19 protein-coding genes are annotated in these 19,717 nt (G+C 51.2%); 11 read left to right on the top strand and 8 right to left on the bottom strand.

What is annotated here, in order from left to right; all coding sequences use genetic code 11:
• Positions 1 to 48 precede the first annotated feature (48 nt).
• The 6 genes from sbcB to yihA form a co-directional block, all read right to left on the bottom strand.
• Positions 49 to 1,485, bottom strand: coding sequence for an exodeoxyribonuclease I (sbcB, locus tag ACO0LK_RS15600; protein ID WP_422976560.1), 1,437 nt, complete (start codon positions 1,483 to 1,485; stop codon positions 49 to 51).
• Positions 1,486 to 1,543: 58 nt separating this feature from the next.
• Positions 1,544 to 2,638 (bottom strand): magnesium transporter CorA family protein, encoded by a 1,095-nt coding sequence (locus ACO0LK_RS15595; protein ID WP_422976558.1) that lies wholly within the window; start codon positions 2,636 to 2,638, stop codon positions 1,544 to 1,546.
• On the bottom strand, positions 2,619 to 3,866 hold the full coding sequence (locus tag ACO0LK_RS15590) for a sterol desaturase family protein (RefSeq protein WP_422976556.1): 1,248 nt from the start codon (positions 3,864 to 3,866) through the stop codon (positions 2,619 to 2,621). Before ACO0LK_RS15590 ends, ACO0LK_RS15595 begins: the two co-directional genes overlap by 20 nt.
• Positions 3,859 to 4,578, bottom strand: a complete 720-nt coding sequence (locus tag ACO0LK_RS15585) for a lysoplasmalogenase (RefSeq protein WP_422976554.1) — start codon at positions 4,576 to 4,578, stop codon at positions 3,859 to 3,861. Before ACO0LK_RS15585 ends, ACO0LK_RS15590 begins: the two co-directional genes overlap by 8 nt.
• 9 nt (positions 4,579 to 4,587) lie before the next feature.
• Positions 4,588 to 5,601: a porphobilinogen synthase gene (gene hemB / locus ACO0LK_RS15580; protein ID WP_422976552.1), complete on the bottom strand. Its 1,014-nt coding sequence runs from the start codon at positions 5,599 to 5,601 to the stop codon at positions 4,588 to 4,590.
• A 232-nt stretch (positions 5,602 to 5,833) separates the two neighbouring features.
• Positions 5,834 to 6,583: a ribosome biogenesis GTP-binding protein YihA/YsxC gene (yihA, locus tag ACO0LK_RS15575; RefSeq protein ID WP_422976550.1), complete on the bottom strand. Its 750-nt coding sequence runs from the start codon at positions 6,581 to 6,583 to the stop codon at positions 5,834 to 5,836.
• Between the two features lie 200 nt (positions 6,584 to 6,783).
• Here yihA and ACO0LK_RS15570 point away from each other — a divergent pair, with 200 nt between their 5' ends.
• The 6 genes from ACO0LK_RS15570 (at position 6,784) to ACO0LK_RS15545 (ending at position 13,544) form a co-directional block, all read left to right on the top strand.
• Entirely contained in the window at positions 6,784 to 7,482 is a 699-nt protein-coding gene (locus ACO0LK_RS15570; protein ID WP_422976548.1) for a c-type cytochrome, read from the top strand.
• Between the two features lie 238 nt (positions 7,483 to 7,720).
• Positions 7,721 to 9,886 carry a cytochrome c biogenesis protein ResB gene (locus tag ACO0LK_RS15565; protein WP_422976546.1) on the top strand — a complete coding sequence of 722 codons (2,166 nt, stop codon included), beginning with the start codon at positions 7,721 to 7,723 and terminating at the stop codon, positions 9,884 to 9,886.
• A 49-nt stretch (positions 9,887 to 9,935) separates the two neighbouring features.
• Positions 9,936 to 11,084 (top strand): c-type cytochrome biogenesis protein CcsB, encoded by a 1,149-nt coding sequence (gene ccsB, locus ACO0LK_RS15560; RefSeq protein WP_422976544.1) that lies wholly within the window; start codon positions 9,936 to 9,938, stop codon positions 11,082 to 11,084.
• Positions 11,085 to 11,194: 110 nt separating this feature from the next.
• The gene (gene msrP, locus ACO0LK_RS15555) at positions 11,195 to 12,175 is read left to right on the top strand and encodes a protein-methionine-sulfoxide reductase catalytic subunit MsrP (RefSeq protein WP_422976542.1); all 981 of its coding nucleotides are present in this window, start codon (positions 11,195 to 11,197) and stop codon (positions 12,173 to 12,175) included.
• 1 nt (position 12,176) lies between these two features.
• Positions 12,177 to 12,803: a sulfite oxidase heme-binding subunit YedZ gene (locus ACO0LK_RS15550; RefSeq protein ID WP_422976540.1), complete on the top strand. Its 627-nt coding sequence runs from the start codon at positions 12,177 to 12,179 to the stop codon at positions 12,801 to 12,803.
• Between the two features lie 114 nt (positions 12,804 to 12,917).
• Entirely contained in the window at positions 12,918 to 13,544 is a 627-nt protein-coding gene (locus ACO0LK_RS15545; protein ID WP_422976538.1) for a 1-acyl-sn-glycerol-3-phosphate acyltransferase, read from the top strand.
• Between the two features lie 46 nt (positions 13,545 to 13,590).
• On the opposite strand, the gene lptM is transcribed toward ACO0LK_RS15545, so the two are convergent.
• Complete coding sequence (gene lptM / locus ACO0LK_RS15540; RefSeq protein ID WP_422976536.1) at positions 13,591 to 13,707, bottom strand: LPS translocon maturation chaperone LptM; 117 nt, start codon at positions 13,705 to 13,707, stop codon at positions 13,591 to 13,593.
• Positions 13,708 to 13,768: 61 nt separating this feature from the next.
• On the opposite strand from lptM, the gene cyaY reads away from it, so the two are divergent.
• The gene (gene cyaY, locus ACO0LK_RS15535; protein ID WP_422976534.1) at positions 13,769 to 14,077 is read left to right on the top strand and encodes an iron donor protein CyaY; all 309 of its coding nucleotides are present in this window, start codon (positions 13,769 to 13,771) and stop codon (positions 14,075 to 14,077) included.
• 72 nt (positions 14,078 to 14,149) lie between these two features.
• Here cyaY and ACO0LK_RS15530 read toward each other — a convergent pair whose 3' ends face one another.
• Complete coding sequence (locus tag ACO0LK_RS15530; RefSeq protein WP_422976532.1) at positions 14,150 to 16,462, bottom strand: penicillin-binding protein 1A; 2,313 nt, start codon at positions 16,460 to 16,462, stop codon at positions 14,150 to 14,152.
• A 304-nt stretch (positions 16,463 to 16,766) separates the two neighbouring features.
• Here ACO0LK_RS15530 and ACO0LK_RS15525 point away from each other — a divergent pair, with 304 nt between their 5' ends.
• The 4 genes from ACO0LK_RS15525 to ACO0LK_RS15510 are packed head-to-tail and all read left to right on the top strand — an operon-like array spanning position 16,767 to position 19,688.
• Positions 16,767 to 17,846, top strand: a complete 1,080-nt coding sequence (locus ACO0LK_RS15525) for a pilus assembly protein PilM (protein WP_422976530.1) — start codon at positions 16,767 to 16,769, stop codon at positions 17,844 to 17,846.
• Positions 17,846 to 18,460, top strand: coding sequence for a PilN domain-containing protein (locus ACO0LK_RS15520; RefSeq protein ID WP_422976528.1), 615 nt, complete (start codon positions 17,846 to 17,848; stop codon positions 18,458 to 18,460). The genes ACO0LK_RS15525 and ACO0LK_RS15520 overlap by 1 nt, the downstream gene beginning before the upstream one ends.
• Positions 18,461 to 18,501: 41 nt before the next feature.
• The gene (locus ACO0LK_RS15515; RefSeq protein WP_422976526.1) at positions 18,502 to 19,152 is read left to right on the top strand and encodes a type 4a pilus biogenesis protein PilO; all 651 of its coding nucleotides are present in this window, start codon (positions 18,502 to 18,504) and stop codon (positions 19,150 to 19,152) included.
• Complete coding sequence (locus ACO0LK_RS15510) at positions 19,152 to 19,688, top strand: pilus assembly protein PilP (protein ID WP_422976524.1); 537 nt, start codon at positions 19,152 to 19,154, stop codon at positions 19,686 to 19,688. Before ACO0LK_RS15515 ends, ACO0LK_RS15510 begins: the two co-directional genes overlap by 1 nt.
• Positions 19,689 to 19,717 lie beyond the last annotated feature (29 nt).

Raw genomic sequence — 19,717 nt, 5'->3', positions numbered from 1 at the left:
GCCACGATATTTGTCGTGGCTTTTTGTTTTTTACAGAGCAGATTTGAATTAACGCGATGGCACTATCATTTCGGCATAATCATATAAAGCTCCCAGAATTTCTTCCGCAGTTTCATCAGCTGTTTCTGACAGGTTATCGATCTCGTTGAAATACATTTCTACCGTTCTGGCATTGCCTGCACCATCCAGCAGACGTGCTGCACGGTGCTCTTCCCAGGTTTCCTGTTCTTCCATGCTCAGGCTGTCGTAAAAATTGCGGGCGCGGTAGCGGAACAGTAATTCAGTCAGGCGCGAGTCTTGAAATGAAGTGCTGGCTTTTGCCAGTTGCGCCGGTTTCATGCGACGCAACTCATTCAGCAGGCGACGGTCACCGCTGCCTATGAAGCCGCCATACAAGTCTTCATCCACATCGGCTGCTTCTGCTTCAGGTCGTGCATAAACCTGTTCCCATACGGCAGCAATTGACGGCGCCAGTGCGGCTGCTTTTTCTGCATGCTGATGCATGAGTGGCATGTCGATACGCCATTTTTCTGCCATGCCGGCTGACAGGGTTTTCAGATTGCCGATGACGGTAGGCGACTTGTTGATATGGATGCTTTTGACGGGCAATCGTTGCATACCTTCAGGCAGGGCATCCGTCTTGCTGAACATGCGCAACTGTATGGTGGCAACATCCAGTCCTGCCAATTCGGACGGATCAAATGCCAGATCCCAGGCGATAACCTCATTCTTGTTTTTCGGATGCATGGCCAATGGCCACATCACTGCCAGACAACCACGGTCGGTCGGGAACATACCCGACACGTGCAGGAAAGGCTTGTCCAGCAAGGGCATACCAATTTCTGCTGCTGCCTTGTCTTTCTTATGCAGGGCAAAACAGAAATCGAATAATTTCGGCTGGCGATCACGTATCAGGCGGGCCATGGCGATGGTTGCCCGCACGTCTGACAAGGCATCATGTGCGGATTCATGCGCTATGCCATTGGCAGCGGTTAACAGCTCAAGCCGGAAGCTGGGCTTGCCTTCATCATTCAGTGGCCAGTTGATACCTTCCGGGCGCAGCGCATAACAGGTGCGCACCATGTCCATGATGTCCCAGCGACCACAATTATTTTGCCACTCGCGCGCATAGGGGTCTATCAGGTTGCGCCAGAACATGAAGCGGGTAATTTCATCATCAAAGCGGATCGTGTTGTAACCCACACCTATGGTGCCGGTCTTGCTTAGTTCCTGTTCTATCCTGGCTGCGAATTCGTGTTCAGGTATGCCGCGTTCCAGGCAGGTCTGTGGCGTGATATGGGTAATCAGGCAAGACTGTGGATCGGGTAAAAAATCATTCGTCGGCCGGCAATACATCATGACAGGTTCGCCGATTTCATTCAGTTCTGCATCGGTGCGTATGGCAGCAAACTGGGCCGGGCGGTCACGGCGGGCAACTGCGCCAAATGTCTCATAGTCGTGCCATAGGAAAGTATGTTCTTGCATGCGGTCTTGTTTCTATATGTAGTGGCGTATTCAGTAGGATGGAGCAGGCTGGTTGACCTTATTCGCGCCGTCGGCGGGCCTGGTCTTCCAGGTAGCGCTGGCTGCGAAAATAAATCAACAGCAACACTACGATGACACCCATGGCACCCATGGTGATCCAGAAACCGGATGCGTGTTTCAGCAGCGGCATGACTTCAAAGTTCATGCCAAAAATGCCGGTGATTAAAGTCAGAGGCATGAACAAGGCTGTGATTACCGTCAGGGTGCGCATGATTTCACTGGTGCGGTGGGCCATCGCTGCGAAGTGTATCTGCACGGCCGATTCCAGTGATGCTTCCAGCCGGCGCGCATGGTTGAGGACACGACTGATATGTTCCATCACATCATTGATGCGCACCAGCAGCAAATCCTTGGCGCGGCTATTGCCGTCATGATTGTCGACGATGTGATCGCGCAATTCCTGCATGGCGTCGCGCTGTTCTTCACACAGATTATCCAGCTTGCGTAATTCCACGCGCGAATCCAGCAAGGCCATCCAGTTGTTGAACGGGCGGCGCGGATCCAGCAAGGCATGTTGCCAGCGATCCAGTTGCTGGGTCAGTGGCTGCCGCAGTTCCAGGTACTGGTCCACCATGGCATTCAGCAGGCGCAACATCAGTTCTTCTGGCGATGCAGGCAAGCGCCCGCCGTGGGTTGTGCTTTCTGCCTTGAACTTGTAGTCAAGCAGGCGCTGCCTGGCCAGTTCTACCGTGCGGCTTTGCGTTGGTCTCACGGTGACCAGTACATTTTCCATCAACAAAAAAGCCACTGGTGTTGTTGCCAGTTTATTGAGTGCAGCAGGTATCTTGCGTTTGTTGCCGTTTTTTGCTTCAACCGGTTCTTCAGTCAGTGTTAACTTGCGAAACACCACCATCTCGTAATCCTGTGTTGCGTCGAAGTAGGATGGATGGCTGAGGTTTCTGACATCCTTGAGATGCAGATCATAAATCTGGGTGCCGCTGATTTGCTCAACCAGATTGCGCCACTCCTCGGGATTGGCACAGACTTCGTCATGTGTCGCATCCAGCCACAAAAAACCACCGGCTTTCAGCAATTGCGCATAGTCTTCGGGATTTTTCAGCGTTTGCGTTTCGTTAATGTGGAAGATGTCCATGCGTGTTCTTAGGTAAAAAAATGAAGCACAATGCGCCGGTAGAAATGATACAGCCTGCTGCAATCAATGCCTGTTCGGTCACTGACAGTGCATAAGAATAAAACCAGTTGGCGCTCAGCATGCTCATCAGTAAAATCGCCAGCAGTCGCAGACTTTCCGGTATCAGATAAAGCCGGCCTTTTTCGATCAAACCCCCGATGCACCATAAACTGAATATCAGCCACGTCGCGTAGACGACAGCATTCAGGGCTGACATGGATTTGTACGCCAGCAGGAAATAGGTTGCCGCCTGCAATAGTGCCACGAATTGCAGCAGGCAATAGCCGATAGCCGCATTGCTGACAAATGGATCATACAGAGGGCGTGCGAGATCAAAGTGTTTGGCAGGGGAGAGACGTAAATCGGCAGGCCGCCAGCCCGGCGGTCGTAACCAGATCAGGAATTTGTCTGCCCAGTTGCGCGTATTCCAGGCATCCTGCCAGACGGCTTTGTAGACTTCCAGATTAGCCCATAAGGGGTTCCAGCTACGCAAGGGGCGACGCGTGCCGTATACCACTGGCTCGTTATCCTGTTCTTCGATAAAGCTGCCAAACAAGCGATCCCAGATAATCAGGATGCCACCGTAATTCTTGTCCAGATAGATGTCGTTTACTGCATGGTGAACACGGTGATTTGATGGCGAAACAAAGACCCTGTCAAACCAGCCCAGCTTGTTGATCTGTTCGGTGTGTATCCAGAACTGATACAGCAAATCCATCAGGGCAATGACGACAAATACCTGCACCGGAAAACCGATAATCGCCATGGGTAGATAAAACACCCAGCCAAACAGCGGGCCGGTACTGGTTTGCCGTAGCGCCGTGGTCAGGTTATAGGATTCACTTTGATGATGCACGACATGGGCCGCCCAAAGCAGATTGGTTTTATGCCCCATACGGTGCAGCCAATAATATAAAAAATCATACAGCAGCAAACCAGTAAGCCAGACCCCGACGCTTGCAGGGTCCAGTGTCAGTGCTGCGAAGTTGGTAAATACCCAGGCATAGCCCCCGACTGACAGTAGCTTCAAAAACACACCGGTGATCTGGCTCATGACACCCAGGCTGAGGCTGCTGATGGCATCATTGATGCGGTACAGATGCTTTTGCCTTTTTCGTGCGACCAGGAATTCGATGGCAATCAGCAGGAAAAAAACCGGGCTGGCAAAGGTGATAATTTTTTCATGCATGATCCCGACCTTGATTCTGGTGCGCAGATGGAGACGCTTGAACTGAACGTGCTATCAGCCATAGTGCCAGGTAATAACTGCCAAGGATGAGCAAGGGCGAATGCGGGATAGGGGTATAAAATTTGTTGTAGGCCAGAATGGTATCTGACAGCATGAAGCAGATACCACCGCTCATTGCCAGGCGGCTATCCACAGTACGAAGACTGATACCACGACTGATGGCCTGGGCGCACATGGCCAGCAGCAGGCAGACATACGCCACTACAGGCATGCGCATGGCAGGTGGCAAACCTGGCCACAACACAAACAGATGGGCTGCACCGAGTGCTGCCAGCGCAGCGAAAACCAGTGGTTTCGCAAAGAATGAAGTGTCGCTGCACAGGGCGCGCAAAAAACACAGATGAGCAAATAAAAAACTCAGCAGACCCAGTAAAAATCCCTGGGGCAGCAGGCTGATGGGCAGCATCAGGAAGATATCACCCAGCAATGAAAACAGGATGCCAACCAGGATAGCCTGGCGGTAACGCGCATTAATCGCAGGCTGTGCACGCCACGCAAGAAAAAAGATGCTGAGCGTGGTCAGCGGTTTGAATGCATAGTGCAGGAATTGCGCACCCTCCATGCTACTGCCAAGTTCCGCACCCGCAATCGCGAGTACGGCAAATAGCACAATCAGGACGGAGCGCATGGTAACAGGCATGGCAGCGGACATGACATCAAATTAGCCTGTATGCTTGAGCAGGCGGGCTACGTCGCGGGCAAAGTAAGTCAGGATACCATCGGCACCGGCACGTTTGAATGCCAGCATGGTTTCCATCATGGTCTTGTTATGATCCAGCCAGCCATTCTGTGCTGCTGCCTTGATCATCGCGTATTCACCGCTGACCTGATAGGCAAAGGTGGGTACCTTGAATTCATCTTTTACACGGCGCACGATATCCAGATACGGCATGCCGGGTTTCACCATCACCATGTCGGCACCTTCAGCCAGATCCAGCGCGACTTCACGCAGGGCTTCATTGCTGTTCGCCGGGTCCATCTGGTAATTGGCCTTGTCACTTTTGCCCAGGTTGGCAGCAGAGCCCACCGCGTCGCGGAAAGGGCCATAGAAGGCTGACGCATATTTGGCAGAGTACGCCATGATGCGGGTATGGATGAAATCATTGCTTTCCAGTGCTTGACGAATCGCACCGATACGGCCATCCATCATATCGCTGGGGGCAACTACGTCCACGCCAGCTTCGGCCTGCACCAGCGCCTGACGCACCAGCATGTCCGTGGTTTCATCGTTGAGCACATAGCCGTCTGCATTCAGCAAACCATCCTGACCATGACTGGTGTAGGGGTCGAGCGCCACATCTGTCAGGATGCCCAGTTCCGGGAAGCGACTTTTCAATTCACGCACCGCGCGCGGGATCAGACCTTTGGGGTTGGTGGCCTCAATGCCATCCGGTGTTTTCAGGCTTGGGTTGATAGCCGGGAACAATGCCAGGACAGGTATGCCAAGGGCGACGCAATCTTCAGCAACACCCAGCAGCAAATCAACCGAAACCCGCTCAACGCCGGGCATGGAGGCGACTTTTTCGCGCTGATTGACGCCATCAATGACAAATACCGGATAAATCAGGTCAGACACGGTGACTATATTTTCGCGCATCAATGCACGGGAAAATACATCTTTACGCATGCGGCGCATACGTATTGCGGGGAAATGGGCAGGTTTGATAATTGACATAAATAATTGACTTAACTAAGTAAGGACAAAAATAAGCGCCATAATCCGGCGACATACAGAAATGAAAAGAATTTTATGCAGGTTAATGAAACTTTTTTTGACTTGCAACATCTTAATGCACAGGTTGGAACATGTCTCCAGGCCTACCGCTTTTCATCCCTGAGCGGGCACCGTGCGTCCCTATTCGTAACGGTGTTATTACCCCGGCATGGACTAATATGCCGGGGTTTTTTTACACTGCGCCAGGCTGACCATCGGTGCCGGCTGCATCCGGCTCAACGGCTTCGTCGCTGGTATCGACGGTATCAAGAGCAGGATCACGGTCCAGGCCAACCAGACGTTGCACGGCGGCATCGGCCTCTTCTATGCCTATGCGTTTCAGTGCAGAAAACAATTGCAGGCTGAAAGGAAACAACGGTCCCTCATCATCCACGTAACTGTCGAGTACTGCCTTGGCTTTGCGCAAGGCATCAGTACATTCACTGCGATTAAGTTTGTCGGCCTTGGTCAATATGCAATGGATGGGCCTGCCGGTAGGGGCAAACCATTCCAGCATCTGGATATCGAGGTCCGTAAACGGGCGGCGTGCATCCATGATCAGGACCAGGGCAGCTAATTGGGTACGGCGCTGTACATAGGCACCCAGCAACTGATTCCAGTGATGCTTGGCTGCGCCTGGTACTTCGGCATAGCCGTAGCCCGGCAAGTCGACCAGCAGGGCACGGATCTCATCCACACGGGTTTCGTCTTTGCGATGTTGGCCGACATGGGCGCCGCCAATTGAAAAATAGTTAATATGCTGAGTGCGCCCTGGTGTTTTGGAGGCAAAGCAGAGTTTCTTCTGATTGCACAGGGTATTGATTGCAGTCGATTTGCCTGCATTCGAGCGGCCAGCGAAGGCAATTTCCGGTACATGGGTACGCGGAAGATCACGGAGATGATTCACCGTGGTAAAGAAGCGGGCTTGCCAGAGGATAGACATAGAGGAAAGGAATAATGGAAAAATGCAACATCAGGCAGTAAAAACGCCCGAAAGCTATTGTACAATAAGGGGTTAGGTATTGGGCAGCGATAAAAACAATGATCCAATACCCGTTTTTGCCCCATTCTGATGGGCACTAACTTAGCAGCTATGCGTCGCCATTAGGGCAGATTTCCATTATTTAGTCTCAGGGTGTTTGAATGAACCGTGCTTTCCTGTCGTTGTCCAAGTCCTTTAGCATTGCCGTTATGGCGGTGTCTTCTTTTGCTTCAGTAGCCTACGCCAACGAAGCCGCCAAGCCAGCCAAAGCTGACCCGGCCAAGGGCGAAGCACTGTATAGCAGCGGTGATGCCGCCCGCGGTATTACCGCTTGCGTATCCTGCCATGGCGCTGCCGGTAACTCCACGATTGCTGCCAATCCTAAACTGGCGGCACAGCATGATGCCTATTTGGTAAAGCAACTCAGTGAATTCAAAAGCGACGTGCGCAAAAATGCAGTCATGTCTGTATTCGCCAAGGCCATGACAGAAGACGACATGAAAAATGTGGCTGCTTATCTGTCCACACAAAAAGCCAAACCTGGCGCCGCAAAAAACAAGGACATCGTTGAACTGGGCAAGCAAATCTACCGTGGCGGTATTGCTGAAAAGAATGTTCCTGCCTGTGCAGGCTGTCATAGCCCGAACGGTGCCGGTATTCCTGCACAATTTCCGCGTATTGCTGGTCAGCATCAGGATTACACGATTGCACAGTTGACAGGTTTCCAGAACGCAACCCGTATGGATGGCGCAAAAATCACTGGTGCACGTGGCAATAGCGCACAGATGATGACAATCGCCAAGAAGATGTCAGAAGATGAAATGAAAGCCGTTGCAGATTATGTCGCTGGCTTGAAATAATTCAAAAGAATAAAGAAACATGGGAGGGGGTGGCAATTTGCCATCCCCTTTTTTCTTAGAACCTGTTTGCGATCTTAGTGCGCGGGCGCAATCGGAGTCGACGCGGGGCTCATGTGCTGCTCAAAATGCTCATGTACTAGTGTACATTCCGCTTTTTGCGCTGCGCTTGGTCACCCTGACCCCGCTGACGCTCGCTCGCTACAGATCGTAAGCAGGTTCTTAGCGAATACTGGACGGTATGGACAACAAGATAGATAGCGAACAGCTAACGGATACTGGTGGCTTAAAGATTCAAACCCGGCAGGCATGGGTGGCGGAGACAGTGGAATTGCTGTCTTCCATGCGTTTTGCCATCAGTTTGCTGACCCTGATCGCCATTGCGTCGGTGATAGGCACGGTGCTCAAGCAAAATGAACCGATGCCGAACTACGTCAACCAGTTTGGTCCTTTCTGGTTTGAGATTTTCAATAAACTCAGTCTGTATTCCGTATATTCAGCATGGTGGTTTTTGCTGATCATGACTTTTCTGGTGTTATCGACATCGCTGTGCCTGATCCGTAATGCACCGAAGATGTTGAAAGACATGCGTAGCTGGCGTGACAATGTACGCGAGCAGTCGTTGCGCAACTTCCATCATCGTTCTGAATGGCATAGCAGTAATGCACGTACCCAGGTAATAAGTAGTGTATTGGCCCATCTGGGCCGTGTCGGTTATCGCTACAAGGTCGTGGAAAAGGACGGTGCAAGCCTGATTGCTGCCAAACAGGGCGCGGCAAACAAATGGGGTTATATTTTTGCGCACAGCGCAATAGTGATTATCTGCGTAGGCGGTTTGCTTGATTCTGATTTGCCTATCCGTTTCCAGCAATGGTTCATGGGCAAGGTGCCCTTTGAGGGCAGTGGCATCATCGCCAAAATTCCTGAGCAGCACCGGCTGTCGCTGGCGAATCCCAGTTTTCGTGGCAATACCATGATCCCCGAAGGGGCCAGCAGCAGCACCGCCATCCTGCCACAGGCAACCGGGGTGCTGATTCAGGATTTGCCGTTCACCATCAAGCTGAAAAAATTCACCATTGATTTTTATTCCACCGGCATGCCCAAGCTGTTTGCCAGTGACGTTGAGGTAACGGATCATGAAACTGGCAAATCATTTTCCTCCACCATCAAAGTCAATGATCCCCTGATTTACAAGGGTATAGCAGTCTATCAATCCAGTTTTGAAGATGGCGGCAGCCGTCTGAGACTGAAGGCTTACCCTATGTCCGGTGGTTCAGCAGAGACCTTTGATCTGAATGGTGAAGTCGGCGGTAATACGCCTTTGAAAATGGCAAATGGCACTGATTATTCGATAGAGTGGTCGGGTTTCCGTCCCTTCAACGTCGAGAATATGGCGCGTAATGGTACGGACGTGCGGGCGGTCAACGCGAATCAGGGCTTTAACCAGCAATTCAGTGCCGATCTGGATAAACATCTGGGATCTGCGGCAAAAAATGCGAATAACAAAGATTTGAAAAATGTCGGGCCCAGCCTGCAATACAAGCTGCGCGACAAAACGGGCCAGGCCAGGGAATTTCATAACTACATGCAATCGGTACTGATCGATGGTGCCTATATGATATTGGCTGGCACACGGGATTCGCCGTCAGAAGCATTCCGCTATCTGCGCATACCTGCGGATGATGACGATACCGTCAAGGAATGGATGCGTTTGCGTGCAGCAGTGAATAATCCTGAATTGCGCGAATTGGCTGCCCAGCGTTATGCCAAGCGGGCTTTGCCACCGACTGTAGCCAATGTCGGGCAGGTGCAGGAACAGTTGACCGAATCAGCCAGGAAAAGCCTGAGCATTTTTGCAGGAGATGCCCAACAGGCCGGGTTTGTGGCCATTTCCAAATTCCTGGAACAGATACCGGTAGCAGAACAGACCAAGGCTGCCGATGTGTTCATGAAGATTCTGAATGGCAGCATGTGGGACCTGTGGCTGGTGGCGCGTGAAAAAGACGGCTTGCCAGCGCTGGAACTGGATGAAAAACATGCACGCTTCCTGCAACTGGCAACCGGCGCGATATCTGATTCTTACTTCTACGGCGCACCGGTCTTCCTGCAAATGACAGGTTTTGACGAGGTCAAGGCTTCGGTCTTGCAAGTCACACGTTCGCCGGGCAAGAAAGTGGTTTATCTGGGCTGTTTGTTCCTGGTGATGGGCGTGTTTGCCATGTTCTATATCCGCGAGCGCAGGTTATGGGTTTGGGTCAAGGACGACGGGGCTGGCGCACTCGCCCTGATGGCATTGAGTTCACAAAGAAAAACTCTGGATTTTGACAAGGAATTTGAGCAGCTCAAGCAACATTTGCAGCAATTGACGACGCAGTCTGGCGGGACTGCAAAACAGGATGCGCCGTAATCGACTACACTGTTGTGCATATGGTCAGCAAGTTTGGTTCAGGGGAAATATGATGGAAATGACACAGAATTACACGCCCTATCAAGGCTTTTTCAAACGATTGTCTATTGTTGACTGGGTCTATGCCGTTGCCTTGTGCATGGCTGCTCTGTTTGCCTACAGTCGTTTTGGCAGCTATATGGATGTTTATGAAAAGGCCATCGTCTTGCTGGCGGCCCCCACATTTGCCTGGCTGGGCTGGTACTGGAAGCCGGTGCGGCCATTGCTGCTGGTGCTTGCCTTGCTCAGTTTGCTGGCGATACAGCTGTATGGCGGTTCGCTGGATATGGCCAACAAGAAATTCTTCCTCAAATATTTGTTGTCGAGTCAGTCCGCGATTTTGTGGATGAGTGTGTTCTTTTGTCTGTCCACCCTGTTTTACTGGGGCGGGCTGATTGCCCGTTCTGATTTTGGCTCATCGGTCGGGTCCGCCTTGTGCTGGGCTGCCGTAGTCATGGGTTTCACCGGCATGCTGGTACGCTGGTATGAGTCTTATCTGATCGGTGCGGATGTCGGTCATATCCCGGTATCGAATCTGTATGAAGTGTTCATTCTGTTTTCCATGATCACTGCCTTGTTCTATTTGTACTATGAACAGCAATATGCGACACGCCAGTTGGGGGCCTTTGTCTTGCTGGTGATTACTGCCGCAGTAGGTTTCCTGTTCTGGTACACCGTTACTCGTGATGCGGCTGAAATCCAGCCACTGGTGCCTGCCCTGCAAAGCTGGTGGATGAAAATTCATGTACCAGCCAATTTTATTGGCTATGGGACTTTTTCCCTGGCAGCGATGGTAGCGATGGCGTATCTGATCAAATCCAAAGGTTATCTGGTAGACCGCCTGCCGGCGCTGGAAGTGCTGGATGATGTCATGTACAAGGCGATTGCTGTCGGCTTTGCCTTTTTTACCATTGCAACCATATTGGGCGCTTTGTGGGCAGCCGAAGCCTGGGGCGGTTACTGGTCCTGGGATCCGAAAGAAACCTGGGCACTGATCGTCTGGCTGAATTATGCTGCCTGGCTGCATATGCGCCTGATGAAGGGCTTGCGCGGTCAGGTTGCCGCCTGGTGGGCGTTGGTTGGTTTGCTGGTGACCACTTTCGCCTTCCTGGGCGTGAATATGTTCCTGTCGGGCCTGCATTCGTACGGCACACTGTAAAAACAGCAAAGAATTTGTAAGGATCAGCAGAATTCTGCGACTCATGAGAAACTAGGGCGCAATAGTGATGTCCAATCACCGTTGCGCCAGTCTCAATCACGGAGTCCACCATGCTGATCAAACGTAGTCCTAATGGCATAGACCTGCCTTTCTCTTCCGAAATCACACCACGTGCCGTGTTTGACGCGCGCCGCGAATTCATTCGCAAGATGGCACTCGGCTCAATCGCTGGTACGGCTTTGTTTGAAATGGCCAATCGCGAAGCCTTTGCCCAGACTGCCGGTGCGCAAAAGCTGGCGGCAAACGCCAATCCTGCCTATGCCTTGATGGAAAAGAAAACCGCCTACAAGGACGCGACGACTTACAATAATTTCTATGAATTTGGTACCGACAAGGCTGACCCGGCCGTGATGGCGAATACCTTGAAACCGCGCCCCTGGAGCGTCAGCATAGAAGGAGAAGTCAAAAAGCCCATGGTGCTGGATCTGGACAGTTTGATGAAGCTGGCACCATTGGAAGAGCGGATATACAGGATGCGTTGTGTTGAGGGTTGGTCCATGGTCATTCCATGGACAGGTTATTCACTGTCCAACCTGATCAAGAAGGTGGAACCTACCGGCAATGCCCGCTATATCGAATTTATCACCCTTGACGACAAAAAACAGATGCCTGGCTTGCGCAGCCCGGTGCTGGAATGGCCGTATGTAGAAGGCTTGCGCCTGGACGAAGCCAATCACCCGCTGGCCTTGCTGACCTTTGGCATGTATGGTGAAGTCTTGCCGAACCAGAATGGTGCGCCGGTTCGCATGGTCTTGCCGTGGAAATATGGTTTCAAATCCGCCAAATCCATCGTCAAAATCCGTTTTACCAAAGACCAGCCACGCACTGCATGGAATCTGGCGGCACCCAGTGAATACGGCTTCTATTCCAACGTCAATCCGGATGTCGATCATCCGCGCTGGTCGCAGGCGTCTGAGCGCCGCATTGGTGAAGATGGCTTCCTGGCACGGAAGCGCAAGACACTGATGTTCAACGGTTATAGCGAAGTGGCATCCCTTTACTCAGGCATGGATTTGAAGAAATTCTACTGATATGTTGATCACGAATAAGCAGGTCAGCTATGTCAAGACCACTCTGTTCATCCTGGCATTGCTGCCTTTCATACGTCTGGTAACTTTTGTGTTTCTGGACAAGCTGGGAGCGAATCCAGTCGAGTTTATTACCCGCAATACCGGCGACTGGACCTTGTACTTTCTCTGCTTTACGCTGGCAGTAACACCGTTGCGCAAGTTGTTGCACATGCCGTGGCTGCTGCGCTGCCGCCGCATGCTGGGCCTGTACGCCTTCTTTTATGCGTCGCTGCATTTCACGACGTTTTTGTGGTTTGACCATTTCTTTGATGTCGAAGAAATGTGGAAGGATGTCATCAAGCGACCGTTCATCACGGTGGGTTTTATCGCCTTCGTTTTGTTAATTCCCTTGGCGCTGACCAGTACCAATGGCATGATCAAGCGCCTCGGTGGCAAGCGCTGGCAGCTCTTGCATAAGCTGGTGTATGTGATTGCGCCTCTGGGAGTGCTGCATTATTTCTGGATGAAATCGGGCAAGCATGATTTTTCGCAGCCAGTCCTGTTTGGTCTGATCGTGGCAGGCATGCTGATGCTGCGTTTGTGGTGGCGCTGGTTCGGACGAGATCCTGTGGTGGTGACCGGGGCCTGAGTTTTCTGCGACACTTGTGTTGCAGGCGCACATTGAACTTGTTTTACATCAGCCATTTCTTCGCTGCATAATCGCGGGGGTTTGTGGCTGCGCCCTGTGTGGCATATGTAAAACATGACAGATTATTTACTTCGAAAAAACGAACAACCTGGGCTGACGCAACGTTTTGCCCTTGCACTCCTGGGTATGCTGGGCTGGCGAGTACGCTATCGTCCCTTGTCAGGGCCACGTGGAGTGATCGTGGTGTATCCGCATACATCCAACTGGGATTTTCCTATAGGTATCCTGGCCAAACTGGCGATAGGCATGCCCTTTCATTTCATCGCCAAATCTTCTTTGTTTGAAGGCCTGACCGGGGCGAGCATAGGCCGTGTTGTACGTTATCTGGGTGGCGAGCCGGTAGAGCGGGGCGTATCAACCGGTGCCATCGCCCGGCTGGCAGAGAAAATGCATGCCGCCGACTGGTACTGGATGGCGATTGCGCCGGAAGGATCGCGCAGTCTCAAACCTTACTGGCGCAGCGGCTTTTATCATATCGCCATGACTGCCAAAGTACCGCTGGGCTGTGCCTATTTTGATTTCGCAAAAAAGGAAGTGGCGCTGGTCGATTACCTGGATCTGACGGGTAACCGGGAACAGGACATGGCCAGCATACGCGCCGTGTTTGAAGGCGTACAGGGATGCCACCCCGGTTCTGCCGGCCCGATTGCCTTGCGTCTGGATGAGGACAAGACCCGCTGATCGCAGTCAGAAGTTCCGCAGTCAGAAGTTCGTTTATCAGCGCGTGTCAGGATTGGTTTTGGGTAGGCTGCGGTGCTGGTTTTGTGGGCATGATCAAAGGACCTTTTTGACCACAGGCAGTAAGTAAAGCCATTACGACGAATAAGGGTATGAGTTTGCGCATCTTGCAATCCTGTAACACCGTATAGAATGGTGTTTTACTTTTAAAGACGCTGGAGTGTAGCATGACTGAATCCGAATTCCTGGTGCTGGCAGATACTTGTTTGCGACAAGTCGAGGAAATGTTTGAACAGGCTTTTGAAAACGATGAGTATGACGTCGAATGCAGTCGCAGCGGCAATGTGCTGACCATAGAGTTTGTCGACAACGGATCAAAAATCATCGTCAACAGCCAGGCCCCCATGCAGGAAATGTGGCTTGCTGCGCGCAGTGGCGGCTTCCACTACAAGTTTGACGGGCAGCACTGGCTGAACACCCGTGATGGCTCGGAACTGTTTGCCACCTTGTCTGCGGTGGCAAAACAGCAGGGCTGATGATCGACGGCAGGCTCTTGACTACGGACTGTTGACCACTTTGGCAGTCCCTTTGCGGGACTGCCATCTTAGTTATTCCTCAATGATAGTCACCGGAGTTGATAGGGTGGAAACACCTACTCCTGGCGGATTTTCTGCATAGTAGTAATCACCGTCCACCGCAATAATTCCCTTGGGAACTGGTCTTTCTTCTATAGGAAAGTCTTTCAGGATTTTCTGCATATAACCTATCCAGATCGGCAGGGCCAGACCGCCACCGGTTTCCTTGTTGCCCAGGTTTCTTGGCTGGTCAAAACCTATCCATGCAATGCCGACGACCTTGGCCTGATAACCGGCGAACCAGGCGTCGAAAGAATCATTCGTGGTACCGGTCTTGCCGGCAATATCAGGACGTTTCAATATCAAGGCCTTGGTGGCGGTGCCCATTTTGACGACATCGCGCAACATGCTGTCCATCAGGAAGGCATTGCGTTCATCAATGACACGGTTATTGTCATCGCCAGCCAGGTCTGGCTTGGTCTGTACCAGGATTTTGCCATTGGTGTCGGTGATTTTTGAAATCAGGTAAGGGTTGACCTTGTAGCCGCCGTTGGCGAACACTGAATACGCGCCAGCCATCTGCAAAGGTGTAACGGCACCAGCGCCCAATGCCAATGTCAGGTAAGGCGGATTCTTTTCTGGCAGGAAGCCAAAACGATTGGTGTATTCCTGACCATATTTCGCACCTATCCTGTGCAGGATGCGGATGGAAATCATGTTCTTGGATTTGGTCAGGCCTTTGCGCATGGTCATCGGCCCTTCGTATTTACCATCGTAATTCTTTGGTTCCCACGCTTGGCCACCGGTCTGGCCGGCATCAAAGCTGAGCGGTTCATCATTGATGATGGTGGATGGCGACAAGCCTTTTTCCAGCGAGGCAGAATAAATAAAGGGCTTGAAGCTGGAGCCAGGCTGACGCCAGGCTTGGGTGACGTGATTGAATTTATTGAGGTTGTAATCAAAGCCACCAACCAGGGCACGTATGGCACCGTCTGTGGTATTGGCTGCAACAAAGGCAGACTGCACTTCAGGCATCTGGGTGATGCTCCAGGCTTTGCCGTCGAGCATGACGCGTACGACGGCACCGCGTTGTATGCGCTTGTTCGCCGGAGTTTTGGCAGACAGGCCGCTGGCGGCGAAACTTAAGCCGGTATCTTCTATACGTATCTCTTCACCGGTGGCCAGTACGGCGCGCACCAGCTTGGGTGTTGCTTCCAGCACCATGGCAACTTGCAGGTCGTCGCTGTCGGTATGTTCGGCCAGTTCTTTTTCTATGGCTTCTTCGGCAGCTTCCTTGCCTTCAGGGATGGTGATAATCGCTTCAGGGCCGCGATAGCCGTGGCGTTTTTCATAATCCATGACACCGCGTCGCAATGCCAGGTAGGCACTGTCCTGATCTGCCTTGGTGATGGTGGTGTAGACGTTCAGGCCACGGGTATAAGTTTCTTCCTTGAATTGTTCATAGACCAGCTGACGTGCCATTTCTGCCACATATTCAGCATGTATGCCAAATTCACTGCTGTCCGTTTTGCTTTTGAGTTCTTCGTTTTTGGCCTGTTCGTATTGTGCTTCGGTGATGTAGCCAAGGTTGCGCATCCTTTGCAGAATGTATTGCTGCCGGACTGTCGCCCGTTTGGGGTTGGCGACCGGGTTATAGGCAGATGGGGCTTTGGGCAGGCCGGCCAGCATGGCTGCTTCGGCCACGGTAACGTCTTTTAAATCCTTGCCAAAGTAAATCTGTGCGGCAGAAGAGAAGCCATAGGCGCGCTGACCAAGGTAAATCTGGTTCATATAGACTTCCAGAATCTGGTCCTTGGTGAGATTCTGTTCAATTTTCCAGGCCAGCAGGATTTCATAAATCTTGCGTTTGAAGGTTTGTTCGCTGGACAGGAAGAAATTTCTCGCCACCTGTTGAGTGATGGTGGATGCCCCCTGCTTGGCGCCCCCAGTCAGGTTGTGCAGAGCGGCGCGGGTAATGCCCATGTAGTCAACGCCGCCGTGTTCATAGAAGCGGTCATCTTCAATCGCCAGCACCGCTTTTTTCATGATTTCAGGAATATCCTTGAAGCGCACGACGTTGCGTCTTTCTTCGCCGAATTCACCGATCAGCATATTATCCGCAGAAAAAACCCGCAGCGGCATTTTGGGGCGGTAGCTGGTAATCGAGTCCAGTTCAGGCAAATTTGGATAGGCAACCGTCAGCGCAAAACCAATAATTAACACGCCAGCAACAGCCAATCCTAGTAAAACACCACCAGTCCCGAGTAAAATGCGGGCAAATAGCTTGCCAGCGGTGCGTTTTGGTGGCACCTGTTTATTGTCGGTTTCTTTTTTCTGATCAGACATATGAGCTAATTGTAAATAAGGCAGCAGACATTATAGCCGCCTTCTATCGGCCTGAGACGGATGCAAATTGAAAGCAAATTTTCATAAAATCACCCCCTACGTGGATATTTGGCAACGAATATGGGTAGTGCTGCGTGGAAATTGCTTTACCAATGTCAGGCTTATTGCTAGGATTTCATGTAAGCTTGGATAATTGTCTCGTAAATAGCGGTTTTTAAAGAGAATTTACTCCAAGAAAGTGAATGATTTGCGCATTTTCGTGTTGTGCAAATTGAAATAATGAAGTAATCGTGAGGGGATATTCTTGGCTTTAGATCTGGCTTCATTGCTTGGCAGAAAAAATCCACCACTTGTTGGTTTGGATATCAGTTCTCTCGATATCAAGCTTGTTGAGCTTTCAGAAGGAAGCAACAAGAGTTATCGATTGGAGCGCTATGCCTCAGAACCGCTGCCCAAAGGTGCAGTGCTGGATGGCAACATCGAGAATATTGAACAAGTCACCGACGCAGTGCGTCGTCTGGTGAAGAAGAGTGGTACGTCGGCGAAAAATGTCGCCATGGCGATGCCAGCTTCCGCCGTGATTACCAAAAAAATCATATTGCCCGGTACTTTGTCAGAGCAGGCACTGGAAGTGCAGGTAGAGTCTGAAGCCAGTCAATACATACCGTTCTCCATGGATGAAGTCAGTCTGGACTTTTGCGTGCTGGGGCCGGCTGCAAATGCCTCGGATGACGTAGAAGTCATGTTGGCTGCTTCCAGAAAAGAAAAAATTGAAGATCGCGTTGCTGTCATTCAGGCGGCTGCCATGCAGGCAAAAGTCATGGATATCGAATCTTATGCGGCCCGGGCAGCGATTACGCGTCTGGTATCGCAACAGTCGAATGAAGGCAAGGACCAGATCTACGCCGTTTTCCAGATCGGCTCCAAGCGTACTTATATATTTATTATGCTCAACGGTGATGTTATTTATGAGCGTGAGCAGCAGTTTGGTGGTAGCCAGCTGACTCAGGATATCGTCCGTAATTATGGTTTGTCGCTGGAGGAGGCTGAGGTCAAAAAGAAAAACGGTGATCTGCCTGACAGTTACGAGATGGAACTGCTGGAACCCTTCCTTGAAAGCGCTGCATTAGAAGTGACACGTGCCATACAATTTTTCTTTACATCCACACCCTACACCAGGGTAGATCAGATTTTCCTGACCGGTGGTTGTGCCGTTATCCCCGGTCTGGTGGATATCATTGCAGAACGTACAAAAATTTCTACCGCTGTTGTCAGCCCTTTCAAGGGTATGGAACTGGGTTCCGGTGTGAATGAAAAAGCCCTGCGTAGTGACGCGCCCGCCTACATGGTTGCCTGCGGTCTGGCCTTGCGGAGATTTGGCTGATGATAAAGATTAATCTCCTGCCGCACAGGGAAGAAAAGCGGAAGCAGCTAAAAAATGACTTTTATTCCTTGTTGCTGCTGTCAGCCATCATAGGCGGCCTGATCGTTGTCGTGGTGAGTACCTACTTTGGGCGTCAGCAAGCCGCCCAGACAGAGCGCAATGAGTTCATCAAGAAAGAAAACCTCAAGCTGGATGAAAAGATTGCAGAAATTGCGACCTTGCGCCAGGAAATCGATGCCCTGAAAGCGCGTCAGCAAGCGGTTGAAGATTTGCAGGGTGACCGCAATCAACCTGTTTTCTTGCTTGATGAATTGGTCAAGTTCACGCCGGAAGGTGTGTATTTGCGGACACTGAAGCAAGACGGTCAGCGCATCATGCTGACCGGTTACGCACAGTCTCAGGACCGCGTTGCTGAATATATCCGTGATCTGGGTGGCCGGTCGGACTGGATGTTTAAGCCTGATCTGGTGGGGATTCACTCGACAGGAATCGGTACCGGGCGGGATGCCAAGAAAGTATATGATTTTACAATTAATGTTGGAATCAAGCGACCAAGGGAGCGCGAAGAAGCTGCTGCGTCGCAAGCCGCCGAAAGCGGCAATAAAGCCAAGTAGGCTTTGATTGTATTTTTTAGCAACGTTACGGAAAATTGTAAATGGCGATTAACCTGAATGAAATGGGCGAGTCTTTTGGCTCGCAGTTTCGAGACTTAAGTGGACTTCATCCTGGTCTGTGGCCGATCGCGCCCAGATTGGCGACCGCAATTGCGGTCCTTGTCGTGGTGTTGGGTTTGGGCTGGTTCTTGCAATGGGATAGTCAATTGGAGGCTATCGATGCGGGTAAGGCAGAGGAAGTCAAACTTAAAAATGATTACAAGCAAAAATTGACACAAGCGGTGAACCTGGATGTGTTGAAGGATCAGCGAAAACTGGTTCTCCAGTATGTTGCGACGATGGAAAAGCAATTGCCTAGCCAGGCTGAGATGGCAGCTTTGCTGGCCGATATCAACCAGGCCGCAACCGGCCGTGGCTTGCAGTTTGAGTCGTTCACGCCTGGTACTGTATTCGTCAAGGATTACTATGCCGAGTTGCCAATCGCGATCAAAATTTCTGGCAGTTATCATGATTTGGGCCAATTTGTCGCGGATATAGCCAAACTGCCAAGGATCGTTACCTTGAACAATCTGGGTATTACTGCGGTTAAGGATGGTGGTCTGGCTCTGGAAGTGACCGCAAAAACATTCCGCTATTTGAACAAGGATGAGGTCATGACGCAGGCAAGCCTGAAAAAGGGGCCTAAGAAATGATGAAAACTGCCTATAGATTACCGCTTCTGTTGGTCATGCTGGCTTCATTGTCTGCTTGCGGTGATAGCGAAGAGACCGAGATCAGAGCCTGGATGGAAGCAGAGAGAAAAGAAATCAAGGTCGTTACACCTAAATTGAGTGAGCCCAAAGTGTATGTGCCTATTTCTTATGAGGGGAAATCCAGTATTGACCCTTTTGACCCGGCAAAGCTGCTGGTGGTGCTGGCAAGATTAAAAGCAGAGTCCAGTAATGGTCTCAAACCTGATATGGAAAGACGGCGTGAAGCGCTGGAAGCTTTCCCTCTGGACTCCCTGAAAATGGTCGGGACCATAGAGAAAAACAAGGTCATCTACGCCTTGGTTCAGGCAGATAAAACGGTTTATCAAGTTAAAGCAGGTGGTTACGTGGGACAAAATTTCGGCAAGATTACGAAAATTGATGAAGATGCCATAGACATCACGGAAATTGTCCAGGATGCTGCTGGTGACTGGGTGGAGCGCGAAGCTAAGTTAGAGTTGCAGGAGACCAAGAAATGAATGCGTTGATAAATACAAGTATAAGGGGC

This window comes from Undibacterium sp. Ji49W, assembly GCF_049340205.1.
GTDB lineage: Bacteria > Pseudomonadota > Gammaproteobacteria > Burkholderiales > Burkholderiaceae_D > Undibacterium.
The sequence above is the reverse complement of the archived record's forward strand: the minus strand, read 5'-3'. Positions and strand labels throughout refer to the sequence as shown.

Bases quoted from the DNA above. Each gene is read 5' to 3' on its own strand.
- sbcB (WP_422976560.1), bottom strand. From the start codon at position 1,485: ATGCAAGAACATACTTTCCTATGGCACGACTATGAGACATTTGGCGCA.
- ACO0LK_RS15595 (WP_422976558.1), bottom strand. From the start codon at position 2,638: ATGGACATCTTCCACATTAACGAAACGCAAACGCTGAAAAATCCCGAA.
- ACO0LK_RS15590 (WP_422976556.1), bottom strand. From the start codon at position 3,866: ATGCATGAAAAAATTATCACCTTTGCCAGCCCGGTTTTTTTCCTGCTG.
- ACO0LK_RS15585 (WP_422976554.1), bottom strand. From the start codon at position 4,578: ATGTCCGCTGCCATGCCTGTTACCATGCGCTCCGTCCTGATTGTGCTA.
- hemB (WP_422976552.1), bottom strand. From the start codon at position 5,601: ATGTCAATTATCAAACCTGCCCATTTCCCCGCAATACGTATGCGCCGC.
- yihA (WP_422976550.1), bottom strand. From the start codon at position 6,583: ATGTCTATCCTCTGGCAAGCCCGCTTCTTTACCACGGTGAATCATCTC.
- ACO0LK_RS15570 (WP_422976548.1), top strand. From the start codon at position 6,784: ATGAACCGTGCTTTCCTGTCGTTGTCCAAGTCCTTTAGCATTGCCGTT.
- ACO0LK_RS15565 (WP_422976546.1), top strand. From the start codon at position 7,721: ATGGACAACAAGATAGATAGCGAACAGCTAACGGATACTGGTGGCTTA.
- ccsB (WP_422976544.1), top strand. From the start codon at position 9,936: ATGATGGAAATGACACAGAATTACACGCCCTATCAAGGCTTTTTCAAA.
- msrP (WP_422976542.1), top strand. From the start codon at position 11,195: ATGCTGATCAAACGTAGTCCTAATGGCATAGACCTGCCTTTCTCTTCC.
- ACO0LK_RS15550 (WP_422976540.1), top strand. From the start codon at position 12,177: ATGTTGATCACGAATAAGCAGGTCAGCTATGTCAAGACCACTCTGTTC.
- ACO0LK_RS15545 (WP_422976538.1), top strand. From the start codon at position 12,918: ATGACAGATTATTTACTTCGAAAAAACGAACAACCTGGGCTGACGCAA.
- lptM (WP_422976536.1), bottom strand. From the start codon at position 13,707: ATGCGCAAACTCATACCCTTATTCGTCGTAATGGCTTTACTTACTGCC.
- cyaY (WP_422976534.1), top strand. From the start codon at position 13,769: ATGACTGAATCCGAATTCCTGGTGCTGGCAGATACTTGTTTGCGACAA.
- ACO0LK_RS15530 (WP_422976532.1), bottom strand. From the start codon at position 16,462: ATGTCTGATCAGAAAAAAGAAACCGACAATAAACAGGTGCCACCAAAA.
- ACO0LK_RS15520 (WP_422976528.1), top strand. From the start codon at position 17,846: ATGATAAAGATTAATCTCCTGCCGCACAGGGAAGAAAAGCGGAAGCAG.
- ACO0LK_RS15515 (WP_422976526.1), top strand. From the start codon at position 18,502: ATGGCGATTAACCTGAATGAAATGGGCGAGTCTTTTGGCTCGCAGTTT.
- ACO0LK_RS15510 (WP_422976524.1), top strand. From the start codon at position 19,152: ATGAAAACTGCCTATAGATTACCGCTTCTGTTGGTCATGCTGGCTTCA.